Source organism: Enterobacter oligotrophicus (assembly GCF_009176645.1).
Taxonomy (GTDB): Bacteria; Pseudomonadota; Gammaproteobacteria; order Enterobacterales; family Enterobacteriaceae; genus Enterobacter; species Enterobacter oligotrophicus.
In genome coordinates, this window is sequence record NZ_AP019007.1 from 1,537,679 (window position 1) to 1,552,424 (window position 14,746).

At 54.4% G+C, this 14,746-nt stretch carries 14 protein-coding genes; 7 read left to right on the plus strand and 7 right to left on the minus strand.

The features are described 5' to 3' along the window. Positions 1-291: 291 nt before the first annotated feature. A complete protein-coding gene (gene galR, locus EoCCA6_RS07220; protein ID WP_152082098.1) occupies positions 292-1,308 on the plus strand; it encodes an HTH-type transcriptional regulator GalR in 1,017 nt (338 codons plus the stop codon). Here galR and EoCCA6_RS07225 read toward each other — a convergent pair. From EoCCA6_RS07225 to EoCCA6_RS07240, 4 genes are all read right to left on the minus strand, one after another. Beyond that, entirely contained in the window at positions 1,269-1,745 is a 477-nt protein-coding gene (locus EoCCA6_RS07225; protein WP_152082099.1) for a GNAT family N-acetyltransferase, read from the minus strand. The genes galR and EoCCA6_RS07225 overlap by 40 nt on opposite strands. Then, positions 1,742-2,515, minus strand: coding sequence for a GntR family transcriptional regulator (locus EoCCA6_RS07230; RefSeq protein ID WP_152082100.1), 774 nt, complete (start codon positions 2,513-2,515; stop codon positions 1,742-1,744). Before EoCCA6_RS07230 ends, EoCCA6_RS07225 begins: the two co-directional genes overlap by 4 nt. Before the next feature lie 78 nt (positions 2,516-2,593). Next, positions 2,594-4,021, minus strand: coding sequence for a glycoside hydrolase family 1 protein (locus EoCCA6_RS07235; protein ID WP_152082101.1), 1,428 nt, complete (start codon positions 4,019-4,021; stop codon positions 2,594-2,596). 7 nt (positions 4,022-4,028) lie between these two features. Beyond that, entirely contained in the window at positions 4,029-5,354 is a 1,326-nt protein-coding gene (locus EoCCA6_RS07240) for a PTS sugar transporter subunit IIC (RefSeq protein ID WP_152082102.1), read from the minus strand. A gap of 300 nt (positions 5,355-5,654) precedes the next feature. On the opposite strand from EoCCA6_RS07240, the gene EoCCA6_RS07245 reads away from it, so the two are divergent. After that, complete coding sequence (locus EoCCA6_RS07245; RefSeq protein ID WP_152082103.1) at positions 5,655-6,692, plus strand: LacI family DNA-binding transcriptional regulator; 1,038 nt, start codon at positions 5,655-5,657, stop codon at positions 6,690-6,692. Here EoCCA6_RS07245 and lysA read toward each other — a convergent pair. After that, on the minus strand, positions 6,662-7,924 hold the full coding sequence (gene lysA / locus EoCCA6_RS07250) for a diaminopimelate decarboxylase (protein ID WP_152082104.1): 1,263 nt from the start codon (positions 7,922-7,924) through the stop codon (positions 6,662-6,664). The two genes, EoCCA6_RS07245 and lysA, sit on opposite strands and share 31 nt — an antisense overlap. 123 nt (positions 7,925-8,047) lie before the next feature. Between lysA and EoCCA6_RS07255 the strand changes: the two genes are divergently transcribed. Continuing rightward, positions 8,048-8,974: a LysR family transcriptional regulator gene (locus tag EoCCA6_RS07255; RefSeq protein ID WP_152082105.1), complete on the plus strand. Its 927-nt coding sequence runs from the start codon at positions 8,048-8,050 to the stop codon at positions 8,972-8,974. Here the strand turns inward: EoCCA6_RS07255 and EoCCA6_RS07260 are convergent. Next, positions 8,969-9,661 (minus strand): aspartate/glutamate racemase, encoded by a 693-nt coding sequence (locus EoCCA6_RS07260; RefSeq protein WP_152082106.1) that lies wholly within the window; start codon positions 9,659-9,661, stop codon positions 8,969-8,971. The genes EoCCA6_RS07255 and EoCCA6_RS07260 overlap by 6 nt on opposite strands. Before the next feature lie 135 nt (positions 9,662-9,796). On the opposite strand from EoCCA6_RS07260, the gene EoCCA6_RS07265 reads away from it, so the two are divergent. Beyond that, entirely contained in the window at positions 9,797-10,120 is a 324-nt protein-coding gene (locus EoCCA6_RS07265; protein ID WP_152082107.1) for a cupin domain-containing protein, read from the plus strand. 40 nt (positions 10,121-10,160) lie between these two features. On the opposite strand, the gene wzz(fepE) is transcribed toward EoCCA6_RS07265, so the two are convergent. Next, positions 10,161-11,285: an LPS O-antigen length regulator Wzz(fepE) gene (gene wzz(fepE) / locus EoCCA6_RS07270; protein ID WP_152082108.1), complete on the minus strand. Its 1,125-nt coding sequence runs from the start codon at positions 11,283-11,285 to the stop codon at positions 10,161-10,163. Positions 11,286-11,817: 532 nt separating this feature from the next. Between wzz(fepE) and EoCCA6_RS07275 the strand changes: the two genes are divergently transcribed. Genes EoCCA6_RS07275 through EoCCA6_RS07285 form a run of 3 tightly spaced genes read left to right on the plus strand, consistent with a single transcriptional unit; the run spans position 11,818 to position 14,743 of the window. Continuing rightward, positions 11,818-12,708 (plus strand): carbohydrate ABC transporter permease, encoded by an 891-nt coding sequence (locus EoCCA6_RS07275; RefSeq protein WP_152082109.1) that lies wholly within the window; start codon positions 11,818-11,820, stop codon positions 12,706-12,708. Further along, the gene (locus EoCCA6_RS07280) at positions 12,701-13,603 is read left to right on the plus strand and encodes a carbohydrate ABC transporter permease (RefSeq protein WP_152082110.1); all 903 of its coding nucleotides are present in this window, start codon (positions 12,701-12,703) and stop codon (positions 13,601-13,603) included. The genes EoCCA6_RS07275 and EoCCA6_RS07280 overlap by 8 nt, the downstream gene beginning before the upstream one ends. Positions 13,604-13,615: 12 nt before the next feature. Continuing rightward, positions 13,616-14,743: an ABC transporter ATP-binding protein gene (locus tag EoCCA6_RS07285; protein ID WP_152082111.1), complete on the plus strand. Its 1,128-nt coding sequence runs from the start codon at positions 13,616-13,618 to the stop codon at positions 14,741-14,743. Positions 14,744-14,746: the final 3 nt, after the last annotated feature.

Here is a 14,746-nt window from a genome sequence, read left to right on the forward strand (position 1 = left end):
TCGTGTTAATCAACCGGAGTTGATTCCACCTATCAATACCTCTGGGATCTCGACTCTACCAATCCCCCGCTCTTCTTTGCTATCGGACAATCGCAACAGCCTGAGGCAAAGTGTAACTAAAGGTTCGAATTGACATTATTTTGACATGACTGGCCGTGTAACGATTACACCACGGCGGTTGGGTCTGCATCACGTTTGTCGATTGCGGAACCGCGCTCCCCTTGAATGCGCGCCACTTTTCCGCAACACTAGTTGGTGTGTAAACGCTTACCCCTAATAAGAAGGTATTTAATGGCGACAATTAAGGATGTGGCTCGTCTGGCCGGAGTTTCCGTCGCGACCGTCTCACGCGTGATCAACGACTCCCCAAAAGCCAGTGACGCATCACGCCAGGCAGTGCAGAACGCCATGGAAACCCTGAACTACCATCCCAACGCCAACGCGCGCGCGCTTGCGCAGCAGTCAACGGAAACCATCGGGCTGGTAGTGGGCGACGTGTCTGATCCCTTTTTCGGTGCCATGGTCAAAGCGGTGGAGCAGGTCTCCTATCAGACAGGCAATTTTTTGCTGATCGGGAATGGCTATCACAACGAACAAAAAGAACGCCAGGCCATCGAACAGCTAATCCGCCACCGCTGTGCGGCGCTGGTGGTGCATGCAAAAATGATCCCCGATGCCGAGCTGATTCACCTGATGAAGCAGATGCCCGGTATGGTGATCATCAACCGTATTATTCCCGGATTCGAAAAACGCTGTGTGGCCCTTGATGATCGCTACGGAGCCTGGCTTGCAACGCGCCACCTGATCCAACAAGGCCATACCCGCATTGGTTATCTCTGTTCCAATCACCCCATTTCCGATGCGGAAGATCGCCTGCAGGGCTATTACGACGCGCTGCGCGAAAATGGTTTGCCGTGCAATGACCGGCTGGTGGCCTATGGTGAACCGGACGAAAGCGGCGGTGAGCAGGCGATGACGGAGCTGTTAGGACGCGGGCGGAATTTCACCGCAATTGCCAGCTATAACGACTCTATGGCCGCAGGTGCAATGGGTGTGTTAAATGACAACGGTATTGAAGTTCCGGCAGAAATTTCCCTGATTGGCTTTGATGACGTGCTGGTTTCCCGCTACGTGCGCCCACGCCTGACCACCGTGCGCTACCCGATTATCACCATGGCAACGCAGGCGGCAGAGCTGGCGCTGGCGCTGGCCGAACAGCGTCAGCCGCCAGACATTACGCATCTGTTCAGCCCGACGCTCGTTCGCCGTCACTCCGTTGTATCGCCTGCCGAGGCGCAAAGCGAATAGCGATAAAGATGTACCGTTTTGTCCGGGTATTCCAGCGCATCGCCAATGTACTGCCAGCCGTAGCGTTCGTAAAAGTCACGGCAGGCAGACCACAGATGCAGTTCGCTATACCCGGCCTGTGCGGCATACGCGATGACATGCTGCTGAAGTTGCCCCGCCAGCCCCTGGCCACGCGCCGCTTCATCAACGTACAGCGCCGCCAGCCACGGACAGAGATCCTGACGGGTGATCAAATCGCAGCGCCACAGTCCCACGGTTCCCCGCAACTGCTCGCCTTCAACGGCAATAAACGTCAGCGGCAACGCGCCCGGCAGCTGGCTGTGCTCAACGATGCTGTGGAAAAACTCACGCGGAAGCCCCTCACCAAAGGCCTGCCAGATCCAGTCCGTAACCTGCTCCGCATACTGAGGCGCAGCATGGAGAGGAACAATATTCACACCAGCTTCCCCTGAAAAATCGGCACGGATTCAAAAAGATAGCCATCAAAATCAGGCGCATCTTCGTCAGACAACTCCAGCAGGCTCTTTTTCACGTTTTCCAGATGCTGGAACATCGCCTGCCAGGCTCCCGTCACATCGCGTCGACGTAGCGCGGCAAGGATCGTTTGCCTGTCGCCCAGCCATTTGAGGCGGTACGCGCGGCTGGCAATGTGGACATTAAACTGCTGCCACAGCGGGCTGCTGTCCATGTGGTGCCAGACGCTCTCAACGGTCGCCAGCAGCATCTGGTTCTGCGTCGCGCCCGCCAGCACCAGATGGAACATCTTATTATTGTCCTGACTGCGATCGTCGGCAGCAATCGCCCGCTGCTCCTGCTCGATAATCCGGCGCAGGTTGTCGATATCGGCACGCGTCGCCATTTTCGCGGCGAACGCGGCAATATTGCTTTCAAGCAGCTGGCGCGCCTGTAAAATCTCAAACGGCCCTACGTCACTGTTGAGAAAGCGCTCTTCTTCGTTTTCGTGTTCTTCAGGGATGCGCATCACGTAAACACCCGAGCCCTGACGGATATCCACCGTGCCCTGCAGCTCAAGCATCAACAGCGCCTCTCGCACGATAGTGCGGCTTACGCCATAGGTTTCGGCAATGTTGCGCTCCGGCGGCAGGCGCGACCCAACGGGATAATGCCCCTGGATAATTTGCGCCCGTAAATCCTCGCCAATTTCCTGGTACTGTTTTTTTTCCGGCAGGATGACAGCCTTATCCACGTTACCACCTGTGTTTTTCAGTGAATGCGCAGGCCGGGCGTCCTCCCGGCCAGTTTGTGTACTATTTTATCAGAACGCTTACTTCCATTCATCGTCAACGGTGAGCGTCAGCACGCGCGCATCGCGCAGTTGCCGGAACCAGGCGGCCGATTTCTTTGCGCGTCGGGCACGGTTATCGCCCAGATCGATCTCAATCAGCCCGTAGCGGTTTTTAAAGGCATTCATCGGTGACACATTATCAGTGAACGCCCAGAGCATATAGCCGTGACAGTTTGCCCCCTCCTCCCGCGCCAGCAGCGTGTAGTAAAGGTGCTCGCTGATAAAGTCGATGCGGTACGTGTCGTCGATAATGCCATCACGGTTGCGGAACTGTGCTTCGTTTTCCACCCCCATCCCGCTCTCCGCCACGAACCAGTCGATGTTGCGGTAATCCTTTTTAATCCGCATCGCCATGTCGTAGATAATGCGCGGATAAATCTCCCAGCCGCGAGAGGTGTTCATTCGCCGCCCCGGTAGCTCAAACGTTTCGTAATAGTATGCCGGGTGGAACGGTGTCTCCGGGTGCCAGGCGCGGGAAGGTGCTTTCACCCGGTGCGGGTAATAGAGGTTGATCCCCAGCTCGTCGACGGTGTTACCGGCAATCAGCGCCAGCTCCTCTGCCGTGTAGTCCCACTGAACGTGGTGCTGCGCAAGCAGGGCAAAGAGTTCCTGTGGATAGTGACCATGTACCAGCGGGTCGAGAAAGACGCGATTGTAGAAGAGATCGTAGATCTCCGCCGCCCGCACATCATGCGGCGCACGTGAGCGCGGATAAGTCACTTCAGGGTTCAGAATGCAGCCCACCGAGCCACGATAACCTTTCTCACGAAACAGCTTCACCACTTTTGCCGTCGCCAGCACTTTATGGTGATTCCACTGCATCCACGTACTGGTGTTCTGCTCGTAAGGCCAGCGCAGTGCATCAAGGTAAACGCGGGTCTGCACCACGATCGGCTCATTGAACGTAAACCAGCGGGCGACTCTGGTGTGGTAGCGTTCGAACACTTTTTCCGCATAGCGAACGAACAGCTCAACCACATGCTTCGACGCCCAGCCGCCGTAGGTTTCCAGCAGCACGCCCGGTAATTCGTAATGTTCCAGGCAGATCATCGGTTCGATGCCCTGACGATGCATCTCATCGAACAGCGCGTCATAGTATGCGGCGTATTCTTCATCCACCGTCACGTTTTCATAATCGGTCAAAAAACGCGACCAGTTGATCGAGGTACGGTAATGCGTCAGCCCGGCCTGCTTCATCAGGGCGACATCTTCCCGGAAGCGGTTGATAAAATCGGTCGCCACCGCCGGACCGTAGCCGTTGTGCCAGACGTGGCGGTCGTTCTTGTACCAGAGATCGATCCACGAATCCTGCCCCGCCTTCTTGCCGCTCCAGCCTTCCGTTTGCCAGGCTGACGCCGCCGCGCCCAGAATGAAATCCTGCGGTATTGTTATCTGTTTTGTGCTCATCACATCCTCACGCATTGTCGGTGGCTTGTTGCAGCGCAGCCTGCTCTGCGCGACGCGATGCGATCTTCACAAACGGCAGATAGATAATGACCGCCGTCACAATGCAGATCAGTTGGGTGATCACCGCCCCCATCGAGCCTGCAGTGGAGAGCCAGGCATTAACCAGCGGCGGCGTGGTCCACGGCACCATCACCACCGCTTTACCGGCAAAACCGGTTACGGTAGCAAAATAGCCAATAGAGCCGGTCACCAGCGGCGTGATGATAAACGGAATGGCGAGGATCGGATTGAGCATGATTGGCATGCCGAAGATCACCGGCTCGTTGATATTAAAAATGCCCGGTCCGATGGAAAGTTTGGCGATCTCTTTCATCTCTTTGCGTTTGGTGGCAATCATGACGGCGATCAGCAGGCCAATAGTCAGGCCGGAACCGCCAATACTCATGTACACGTCCCAGAACGGCATGGTGATGATGTTCGGCACCTCTTTGCCCTGCTCAAAGGCGCTCATATTGACGGTGATCGCCCCCAGCAGCAACGGCTCGCGGATCGGCTTGATCATCTGATTACCGTGAATGCCAATCACCCAGAACAGCTGGGCGACAAACATCAGCAGCAGAATACCCGGCAGGCTTTGCACCACACGCTCCAGCGGCTGTTGCACCACCTGGTAAACCGCGTCGTACAGATACATGCCGGTCATTTGATGGAAAACGAAGCCAAAGGTGGCAATGGCGGTGGTGGTAATAATCGCCGGAATAAGAGCGGAAAATGACGCGGCCACGTTAGGCGGCACGGTGTCCGGCATTCTGATTTTCAGCCCGTTGCGGTTTTCCAGCCAGCAGTAAATCTCCACGGATAAAATGGCGATAAACATACCGAGGAACAGGCTTCGGGTATCTGAGAACTGGCGCAGGAGCACGTCTTTCACCACGTGCATCTCGCCGTCCACCAGCATCTCTACGGTGGTCGGCGTCACGCAGATAAAACAGATCACCGCCAGCAGGCCAGGGAACAGCGACTTGATGCCGTTAATCCGCCCCAGCTCAATGCCGATTAAAAACACCGCGCCGATGTTGAGGAAGTTAAGCGTGGCGTAGTTCAGCGCGCTGGTGATCGGCTTTAGCGCCGCCAGGAATGACAGCGACTGAAAGCTCGCCAGGCCATTTTTAGGGTCCAGCACCATGTTGGAGATCAGCACGGAGAATGCGCCAACGATGATGACCGGCATTAAGGTAATAAAAGCAGACTTAATCGCCATGATATAGCGATAGCTGTTGAATTTGGTGGCAAAACTGCCCAGAGCGTCGATCAGTTTTTCCTGTAATGCCATAGGGTAATACCTCAGTAAAAGGGCTTTTATTGAATAAGGTGTACAGCCGGATACTATTGGCATACCAAAAATAGCTTCCGGGCAAATATTGTTCTGTGATTAAGCTCTCAATGCCGCCAGAGGTATTCCAGATTACGATTTACAATCAATTTGGCATACCACTTGCCGACATTTATTCCGGCCTGACGGATCGTTACCGAAAAGCGTGATCGTGATGGGGATTTTGCCCTGCCCGCGTCGCTTATGCGCCGGATGGTCTGTGTTAAACTGCAGACCATTATGTGGAAGCAGGAATTTCTAATGGCAACAATGCTGGATGTCTCATTACGTGCGGGTGTGTCGAAGGCCACCGTCTCGCGCGTGCTGAACGGCACAGGTCAGGTTAAAGAGAGTACGCGTCAGCAGGTGTTCACTGCGATGGAAGAGCTGGGCTACCGCCCGAACTTTCTCGCGCGTTCCCTTGCCAACCAGACCAGCAACAGCATTGGTCTGGTGGTCTCTACTTTCGACGGTTTTTACTTCGGTCGCCTGTTGCAACAGGCCTCACGCCAGACGGAAACCCACGGAAAGCAGCTGATCGTCACCGACGGCCACGACGCGCCCGAGCAGGAAGAACAGGCGGTGCAGATGCTAGCCGATCGCAAATGTGACGCCATTGTGCTCTACACGCGCTACATGAGCGAAAAGACGATCATGAAGTTGATCAACAGCGTGCAAACGCCGCTGGTAATCATCAACCGTGAAGTCAGCCAGGCGGCGGATCGCTGCGTCTTTTTCGAACAGCAGGATGCCGCTTTCAAAGCGGTGGATTACCTGATAAGCCAGGGCCATCGGGAGATCGCCTGTATGACGGTGCCTATCCATACGCCAACCGGTAAAGCGCGCCTGATGGGCTACCGTAAAGCGCTGGAAAAGCATGGCATTCGCCTGGACGAACGGCGAATTAAATACGGTGATGCCGGGATGACGCGGGGATATGAACTGTGCAGGGAGCTGATTGCCGAAAAAGTTCCGTTTACCGCCCTGTTTGCCTGTAACGATGATATGGCGCTCGGCGCGTCCAAAGCATTACACCAGGCCGGGCTTAAGATCCCGCAGGATATTTCGCTGTTTGGATTTGACGATGCACCCAGCGCAAAATGGCTGGAGCCTGCGCTGTCTTCGGTGTATCTGCCGATCGACAACATGATCGTCACGGCGATCGACCAGGCGATCCGGCTGGCTAAAAACCAGCCTGTCGAAGCGATCCCGCCGTTTACCGGCACGCTGGTGTTACGCGATTCGGTGACAACGGGACCGTATTTTAATCAGAAGAGTTCCAGCGCAAGCAGTTCCTGAATGGTCTGGCGTCGGCGGATCAGTCGCGCCACGCCGCGATCAAACAGCACCTCCGGCAGCAGCGGGCGGCTATTGTAGTTAGACGACATAGACGCCCCGTATGCGCCGGTATCGTGCAATACCAGATAGTCTCCCGGCTGCACTTCAGGCAGCGCGCGGGTCTCCACTTTGCCGCCTTCCTGCTGGGTAAACACATCGCCAGATTCACACAGCGGGCCTGCGACGACCGTCTCAACGCGGGGAGCCTGGGTTAAATCACGACCATCGGCAGCGAGCGCCGTGATGTGGTGATAGCTGCCGTACATGGACGGACGCATCAGGTCGTTGAAGCCTGCATCAATCAGCACGAAGTGACGGCTGCCCATCTCTTTCACGCTACGCACCTGCGCCACCAGCACGCCGGACTCCGCCACCAGGAAACGTCCCGGTTCGATTTCCAGTTTCACCGGGTGGCCCAGATGCGCGGCGATTTTATCGCGTGCAGCGTTCCACAGGCCGTAATAGTGAGCGGTATCGATCGCCTCTTCCCCTTCGCGGTAAGGAATGGACAGACCACCACCGGCAGAGATCGCCTCCAGATCCTGGCCGAAGTCGACGACCTGGCGCACCATCGCGCCGCACACCTGCTCAAGATGACCGTAGTCCACACCGGAGCCGATATGCATATGAATGCCCACCAGCGTGAGGTTATAGCGCTGCAACACCTCCAGCGCCGCAGGCAGATCGGCATACCAGATACCGTGCTTGCTGTTCTCACCGCCGGTATTGGTTTTTTGGCTATGACCGTGACCAAAGCCAGGGTTTACGCGCAGCCAGACGCGATGACCGGGGGAGACCCGTCCAAGCTGTTCCAGCATATCCACAGAACCCGCATTTACCGGGATCTGCAGTTCATGTACGCGCGCAAGCGTGGCATCGTCAATCAGGTCAGCGGTAAAGACAATCGCATCGCTGTCGGTTTTCGGGTCGAACCCGGCCACCAGCGCACGCTCGATTTCGCCCAGCGATACGGAGTCAACTTTCACCCCCTGCTCGCGCATCAGGCGCAGGATGTGAACGTTGGAGCAGGCCTTCTGCGCAAAACGCACCACGTCAAACTGATGTAAGGCGGCAATCTTCTCGCGGACGATCTCCGCGTCATACACCCACACCGGGCAGCCAAATTCTGCAGGCAGGCGCAGCAGGTTATCGGCGTTCAAATCGGTATCAGTCTGGTTGAGCGGGCGTGGCATGGTCTTCTCCGGGCGGTCACATTTTTTTATGATTACGCCACAGCGCGAAGAGAATAAAAAATATCGTTTTATCGTGAGTCTATGCAAAAATGATATGGATTACGTTCAGACATCAGGTGTTCTATGCCCGCCGTTAACCTTCGCCATATCGAGATTTTTCATGCCGTGATGACCACCGGTAATCTCACCGAAGCCGCGCAAATGCTGCACACCTCGCAGCCAACGGTCAGCCGCGAACTGGCGCGTTTTGAGAAGGTGCTGGGGCTGAAGCTGTTTGAGCGCACGCGCGGCAGACTCCATCCCACGGTTCAGGGCTTACGGTTGTTCGAGGAAGTTCAGCGCTCGTGGTACGGGCTGGACAGGATTGTTAGCGCAGCAGAAAGCCTGCGCGAGTTTCGTCAGGGCGAGCTGTCCATCGTCTGCCTGCCGGTATTTTCCCAGTCGTTCCTGCCGATGCTGCTGCAGCCTTTTCTCGCCCGTTACCCTGAGGTCAGTCTCACTATTGTGCCGCAGGAGTCGCCGCTGCTCGAAGAGTGGCTCTCGGCACAGCGTCACGATCTGGGGCTGACGGAAACCCTTGCCACGCCAGCAGGAACAGAACGCACGGAGTTGCTCTCTTTAGATGAAGTGTGCGTGTTACCCGCCGGGCATCCGCTTGCCAGTAAAGAGGTGCTCACGCCTGCGGATTTCCACGGTGAAAACTACATTAGCCTGTCGCAAACCGACAGCTACCGACAATTGCTGGATGCATTATTTGCCGAGCATCAGGTGAAGCGGCGGATGGTGGTCGAAACGCACAGCGCCGCGTCGATTTGCGCCATGGTGCGAGCGGGGGTTGGCGTCTCGGTGGTTAACCCGCTCACGGCGCTGGACTACGCCGGGAGCGAGATTGTCATCCGCCCGTTTAGTGTATCGGTTCCGTTCACCGTAAGCCTGATTCGCCCGGTACACCGTCCGGCATCCGCACTGGTGGAGGCTTTTACCGGGCATCTGATTGAGCACGCACGTCAGGTGGCGCTTCGCTTACCTGACCGACAAAACCCATTATGACAGCATAAACTCGACGGCATCGGCAGCGTGAATGGCGGCGGTATCAAATACCGGGATCGGGCTTTGCTCGACCGGTACAAGCAGGCCGATTTCCGTGCAGCCGAAGATCACCCCTTCCGCCCCCTGCTGCGCCAGTTTCTCAATCACGCTGACATAATACGTGCGGGAGGGTTCGCTGAAGGTGCCCAGGCAGAGTTCGTCGAAGATAATCTGATTAATGCGCGCCCGATCGGCGTCATCCGGGACGATGCTTTCAATCCCAAACTCACTGTGCAAACGGCCGCGATAAAAATCCTGCTCCATGGTGTAGCGTGTGCCTAACAGCGCCACACGCGACATACCGGATGCGGTAATAGCACGTCCGGTCGCATCGGCGATATGCAGGAACGGCAGCGAACAGCGATCTTCAATATGTGATGCCACCTTATGCATGGTGTTGGTGCAGAGTAAAATGCCCTGCGCCCCCGCCTGCTGCAGCCCAAGCGCGGCGTCAGCCAGTATTTCTCCCGCCTTGTCCCAGTCGCCGCTCGACTGGCAGGCTTCGATTTCATGGAAATCCACACTGTGCAGCAGCAGGCTCGCCGAATGCAGACCACCCAGACGCTGCTTCACCCCTTCATTAATCAGGCGGTAGTAAGGGATCGTTGATTCCCAGCTCATGCCACCTAACAGACCGATCGTTTTCATTATCTCTCCTTTGCGTTTCTTCCAGTGAAGCAAACTTGTGATCGCCTTTCCAGTTCTTTGGCGAATCGTTTCCTTTTAACCGCGAGTGAGATAAATTAAATGAAACAATGTTTCATAACATAATAAGGCGGAGAGATGTTTATTTTCCATAAAGAGACGACGCTTGAAGATCTGGGCAATGGCGTTACGCGTCGCATTCTGGCGCATGACGGTAAAATGATGGCGGTAGAGGTCAATTTTGAGCAAGGTGCCATTGGCCCGATGCACAACCATCCGCATGAGCAATTAACCTACGTGCTCTCAGGCGAATTCGAATTCACGATTGGTGAAGAAAAGCATGTCGTGACGGCGGGCGATACGCTTTATAAAGAACCGCACATTATGCACGGCTGCGTTTGCCTGAAGCCCGGCACCCTGCTGGATACCTTCACCCCGGTGCGCGAAGATTTTCTTAAATAAAAAAGGGCGCTGCAGAGCGCCCCTTTTTTATCTGGTTAATTTATTCTGTTACCGGCTCAGGCAGTGGGTTGCGGGCAAGCATCGCTTCGCGTAACAGTACGCTGCCGCAGGCAATAAGCCCTCCCAGGAGGCTGGCCAGAATAACGATAAGCGCTTTACCTGGACCGTCTTTTTTCACCGGCATTGACGGCGTGAGCTGGTATTTAAACGGCTCAAGCTCCACATCTTTAAAGGAGAGTTTTTGCAACTGAGCCAGGTAGTATTCACGGTTCTGGAAGTCTGCGTTCAGCTCGGCCACATCCTTCATGCTTTTTTCAATTTGCAGTTTCTGCGCGATACCATCGGCACCCAGCGCGACGGAGTAATCCGGATCATCTTTTACTGCCTGTCCATTGCTGTAGACCGGCTTTTTAATGCCCGCCGCATTTGCCACTTCCAGCGAGTAATTGAGGCGCTGCAGGTTCGTTTTATGAATATTCGTCAGGCGCACACGATCGAGATCCAGTTGCTCTTTTACCACTTTCGCCTTTAGCGTCACCTGATTACGGATATTCTGCATGACTTCCTGCTCAACGATGCGGGAGATATAGGTGATATAGCCATCCAGCACCGTCTGGGCATCTTCTGCTGTCGGGGCGGTGAAACTCAATGTCCAGGAGACATATGGCACTTTGTACGCCTCTTTCACCTGAGTGTTATCTATCGCTTTCATTCTCTCCGCGATGTTAACCACCGCGCGGTGCAGCTCCATCGGGTCCACATTTGCGCTTTCCAGTTGAGACATCACGTAAGGCGAGCTTTTCATATACTCTTCGAGCAACGATTGCGACTGAAACTTTTTGATAAACAGGTTAAACACGTCCGGGCGGGTAATTTTAACATCCACATCCAGCACCTCCAGTGAAACCAACATCTGGCGCAGGGGATTCCATTGCGTCTGTTCCGCCGGGGTAATCACCGCTTTACTGGTCCACTTCTGTGGCAGCAGGAAGGCTATCGCCAGACCGGCTAACGCAAAGGCCAGCATCGTCACCACGATGCGTTTTTTGGCGGCGTACAACACCATCAGCAGTCCTGAAAGGTCAATCTCGTTGTGCGCATGTACCGGGGAGGCATGGCGGGAGAAATCCACATCCGTATTTTTTTTGAAATCCATGACTGACATAACAATTCTTCTGTTGTGATAGCGCAGTTAAAACTGCTCTGAGATCCCTGAAAGCCGATAATACAAGAAAGTAAGATTTATCTGAAATCCGTTTAACAAAACACGAGACCTGGCTATCAAAATTAGTAGGGAGACTCAGCGTATTAACACTGTTATTCATCCTCAGCCTGCCCCTTCCCACTTCCTTTTTTTCGTACCGGATTGTGCATATCAACGTTAAAAATGCCACCCCACTCACTTTATTGAAACAGCGTTTCGACCGTGATCACATTTCCATCATTAAGCGAATGACGCGGAAATAAATAGCAATAAAATAAAATAAAACGATGTTTTAGTATTCAAAAACGGCGGTTCGCATGTTTTGAAACTCAACGAGTATGAAACAAGGATAAATCAAAAAAAGCGTGAAAAAACAAAGTTAAATGGAGCAGAACTCGCAAACATCATCCTGAACACTCCCCCTCATGCGAGCATGAGGCGTTGTAACAAAAGCAGATTCCGTTTTAAACCATTGATTGCCAGGTAGGTATGTATGAATGAAAACAAACTGCTGGGGCTCGCGTGGATATCACCTTACATAATTGGGTTGATACTCTTTACGGCTTTCCCCTTTGTCTCATCGTTCTTCCTCAGTTTTACGGAGTACGATTTGATGAGCCCGCCGGTGTTTAACGGCGTTGAGAACTATCGCTACATGTTTACCGAAGACACCCTCTTCTGGAAATCAATGGGTGTGACGTTTGCCTATGTATTTTTGACCATTCCTTTAAAGCTCGCCTTTGCATTGGGCATTGCGTTTGTTCTGAACTTTAAATTACGCGGCATCGGCTTCTTCCGTACTGCCTACTATATTCCGTCGATCCTCGGCAGCTCCGTCGCCATTGCCGTTCTGTGGCGCGCGCTGTTTGCTATCGATGGCCTGCTGAACAGCTTTATCGGCGTGTTTGGTTTCGATCCGGTGAACTGGCTCGGTGAGCCTTCTCTGGCGCTGATGTCCGTCACGTTGCTGCGCGTCTGGCAGTTTGGTTCCGCGATGGTCATCTTCCTCGCGGCACTGCAAAACGTGCCGCAGTCGCAGTATGAAGCGGCGATGATTGACGGAGCCTCTAAGTGGCAGATGTTCATGAAAGTGACCGTTCCACTGATTACACCGGTGATCTTCTTCAACTTCATTATGCAGACCACGCAGGCGTTCCAGGAATTTACCGGGCCGTATGTGATTACCGGAGGGGGACCAACCTACTCGACCTACCTGTTCTCGCTCTACATCTACGACACGGCGTTCAAATATTTCGATATGGGCTACGGCGCGGCGCTGGCCTGGGTTCTGTTCCTGGTCGTGGCCGTCTTTGCCGGTATCGCCTTTAAGTCGTCGAAATACTGGGTGTTCTATTCCGCCGATAAAGGAGGCAAAAATGGCTGATATCCAACAACTCTCCACGGCGAGAAGCATTGCGGAACGCGAAGTGGCCCGCACGCTGCGCAGAGAAAAAATTAACGCCAGCATTCGCTATGTGATCCTGCTGATTGTCGGCCTGCTGATGCTCTACCCGCTGGTGTGGATGTTCTCGGCGTCGTTCAAACCGAACCACGAGATCTTCACCACCCTGAGCCTGTGGCCTGCCCACGCCACCTGGGACGGCTTTGTGAATGGCTGGAAAACCGGCACCGAGTACAACTTCGGCCATTACATGCTGAACACCTTTAAGTATGTGATCCCGAAAGTGATCCTGACCATTATCTCCTCCACCATCGTGGCCTATGGCTTTGCCCGCTTCGAGATCCCGTGGAAGAAATTCTGGTTCGCCACGCTCATCACCACCATGCTGCTGCCAAGCACTGTGCTGCTGATCCCGCAGTACCTGATGTTCCGTGAAATGGGCATGCTGAACAGCTACATGCCGCTGTACCTGCCGCTGGCCTTCGCCACACAGGGGTTCTTCGTCTTTATGCTGATCCAGTTCCTGCGCGGCGTGCCGCGTGACATGGAAGAGGCCGCGCAAATTGACGGCTGCAACTCTATCCAGGTGCTGTGGTACGTGGTGGTGCCGATCCTGAAACCGGCCATTATCTCCGTCGCCCTGTTCCAGTTCATGTGGTCAATGAACGATTTCATCGGGCCGCTGATTTACGTCTACAGCGTGGATAAATACCCGATTGCACTGGCTCTGAAAATGTCCATCGACGTCACCGAAGGTGCGCCGTGGAACGAAATTCTGGCAATGGCGAGCATCTCCATTCTGCCATCCATCATTGTCTTCTTCCTGGCACAGCGCTACTTCGTACAGGGCGTTACCAGCAGCGGAATTAAAGGTTAAGAGGGAAATATCATGGCTGAAGTTATCTTCAACAAACTGGAAAAGGTCTACTCCAACGGCTTCAAAGCGGTACATGCTATCGACCTTAAAATCGCTGAGGGGGAATTTATGGTGATTGTCGGGCCGTCCGGCTGCGCCAAATCCACCACCCTGCGTATGCTGGCCGGGCTGGAAACCATCAGCGGCGGTGAAGTCCGTATCGGCGACAAGATCGTGAATAACCTCGCGCCGAAAGAGCGCGGGATTGCGATGGTGTTCCAGAACTATGCGCTCTACCCACACATGACCGTGCGCGAGAACCTGGCTTTCGGCCTGAAGCTGAGCAAGCTGCCGAAAGATCAGATTGAATCGCAGGTGAACGAAGCGGCCAAAATCCTCGAACTGGAAGAGCTGCTCGACCGCCTGCCTCGCCAGCTCTCCGGCGGCCAGGCCCAGCGTGTGGCTGTAGGCCGTGCAATTGTGAAAAAGCCAGACGTGTTCCTGTTCGATGAACCGTTGTCAAACCTCGACGCCAAGCTGCGCGCCTCGATGCGTATTCGTATTTCTGACCTGCACAAACAGCTGAAGAAATCGGGTAAACCGGCGACCACCGTCTACGTCACCCACGACCAGACAGAAGCGATGACCATGGGCGACCGCATCTGCGTGATGAAGCTCGGTCACATCATGCAGGTGGACACGCCCGATAACCTCTACCACAAGCCGAAAAACATGTTCGTGGCGGGCTTTATCGGCGCGCCGGAAATGAACATTCGTAAAAGCCTTCTGGTGGAAAAAGAGGGGCAACTGCACATCGCTATCGGCCATGAAACCATGCCGTTAAATGCGGAAAAGCAGGAGAAAGTCTCTGCTTATGCAGGCCAGGAGATCTTCTACGGCGTGCGCCCGGAATTCGTTGCTCTCTCCGATGAACCGTTCGCAGAGGGCAGTTGCAGCGGCGAAATGGTGCGCGTGGAGAACATGGGCCACGAATTCTTTGTGTATCTGAAAGTTGCGGATTATGAACTGACCGCCCGAATTCCTTCCGATGAAGCTAAGCCGATGATTGATAAAGGTCTTCATCGTAAGGTGTATTTCAAGTTCGATATGAATAAATGTCATATTTTTGACGCAAAAACTGAACAGAACCTCTCTCTCTGATGG

Bases quoted from the DNA above. Each gene is read 5' to 3' on its own strand.
- galR (WP_152082098.1), top strand. From the start codon at position 292: ATGGCGACAATTAAGGATGTGGCTCGTCTGGCCGGAGTTTCCGTCGCG.
- EoCCA6_RS07235 (WP_152082101.1), bottom strand. From the start codon at position 4,021: ATGAGCACAAAACAGATAACAATACCGCAGGATTTCATTCTGGGCGCG.
- EoCCA6_RS07280 (WP_152082110.1), top strand. From the start codon at position 12,701: ATGGCTGATATCCAACAACTCTCCACGGCGAGAAGCATTGCGGAACGC.
- EoCCA6_RS07285 (WP_152082111.1), top strand. From the start codon at position 13,616: ATGGCTGAAGTTATCTTCAACAAACTGGAAAAGGTCTACTCCAACGGC.
- EoCCA6_RS07275 (WP_152082109.1), top strand. From the start codon at position 11,818: ATGAATGAAAACAAACTGCTGGGGCTCGCGTGGATATCACCTTACATA.
- EoCCA6_RS07245 (WP_152082103.1), top strand. From the start codon at position 5,655: ATGGCAACAATGCTGGATGTCTCATTACGTGCGGGTGTGTCGAAGGCC.
- EoCCA6_RS07255 (WP_152082105.1), top strand. From the start codon at position 8,048: ATGCCCGCCGTTAACCTTCGCCATATCGAGATTTTTCATGCCGTGATG.
- EoCCA6_RS07240 (WP_152082102.1), bottom strand. From the start codon at position 5,354: ATGGCATTACAGGAAAAACTGATCGACGCTCTGGGCAGTTTTGCCACC.
- lysA (WP_152082104.1), bottom strand. From the start codon at position 7,924: ATGCCACGCCCGCTCAACCAGACTGATACCGATTTGAACGCCGATAAC.
- EoCCA6_RS07265 (WP_152082107.1), top strand. From the start codon at position 9,797: ATGTTTATTTTCCATAAAGAGACGACGCTTGAAGATCTGGGCAATGGC.
- EoCCA6_RS07260 (WP_152082106.1), bottom strand. From the start codon at position 9,661: ATGAAAACGATCGGTCTGTTAGGTGGCATGAGCTGGGAATCAACGATC.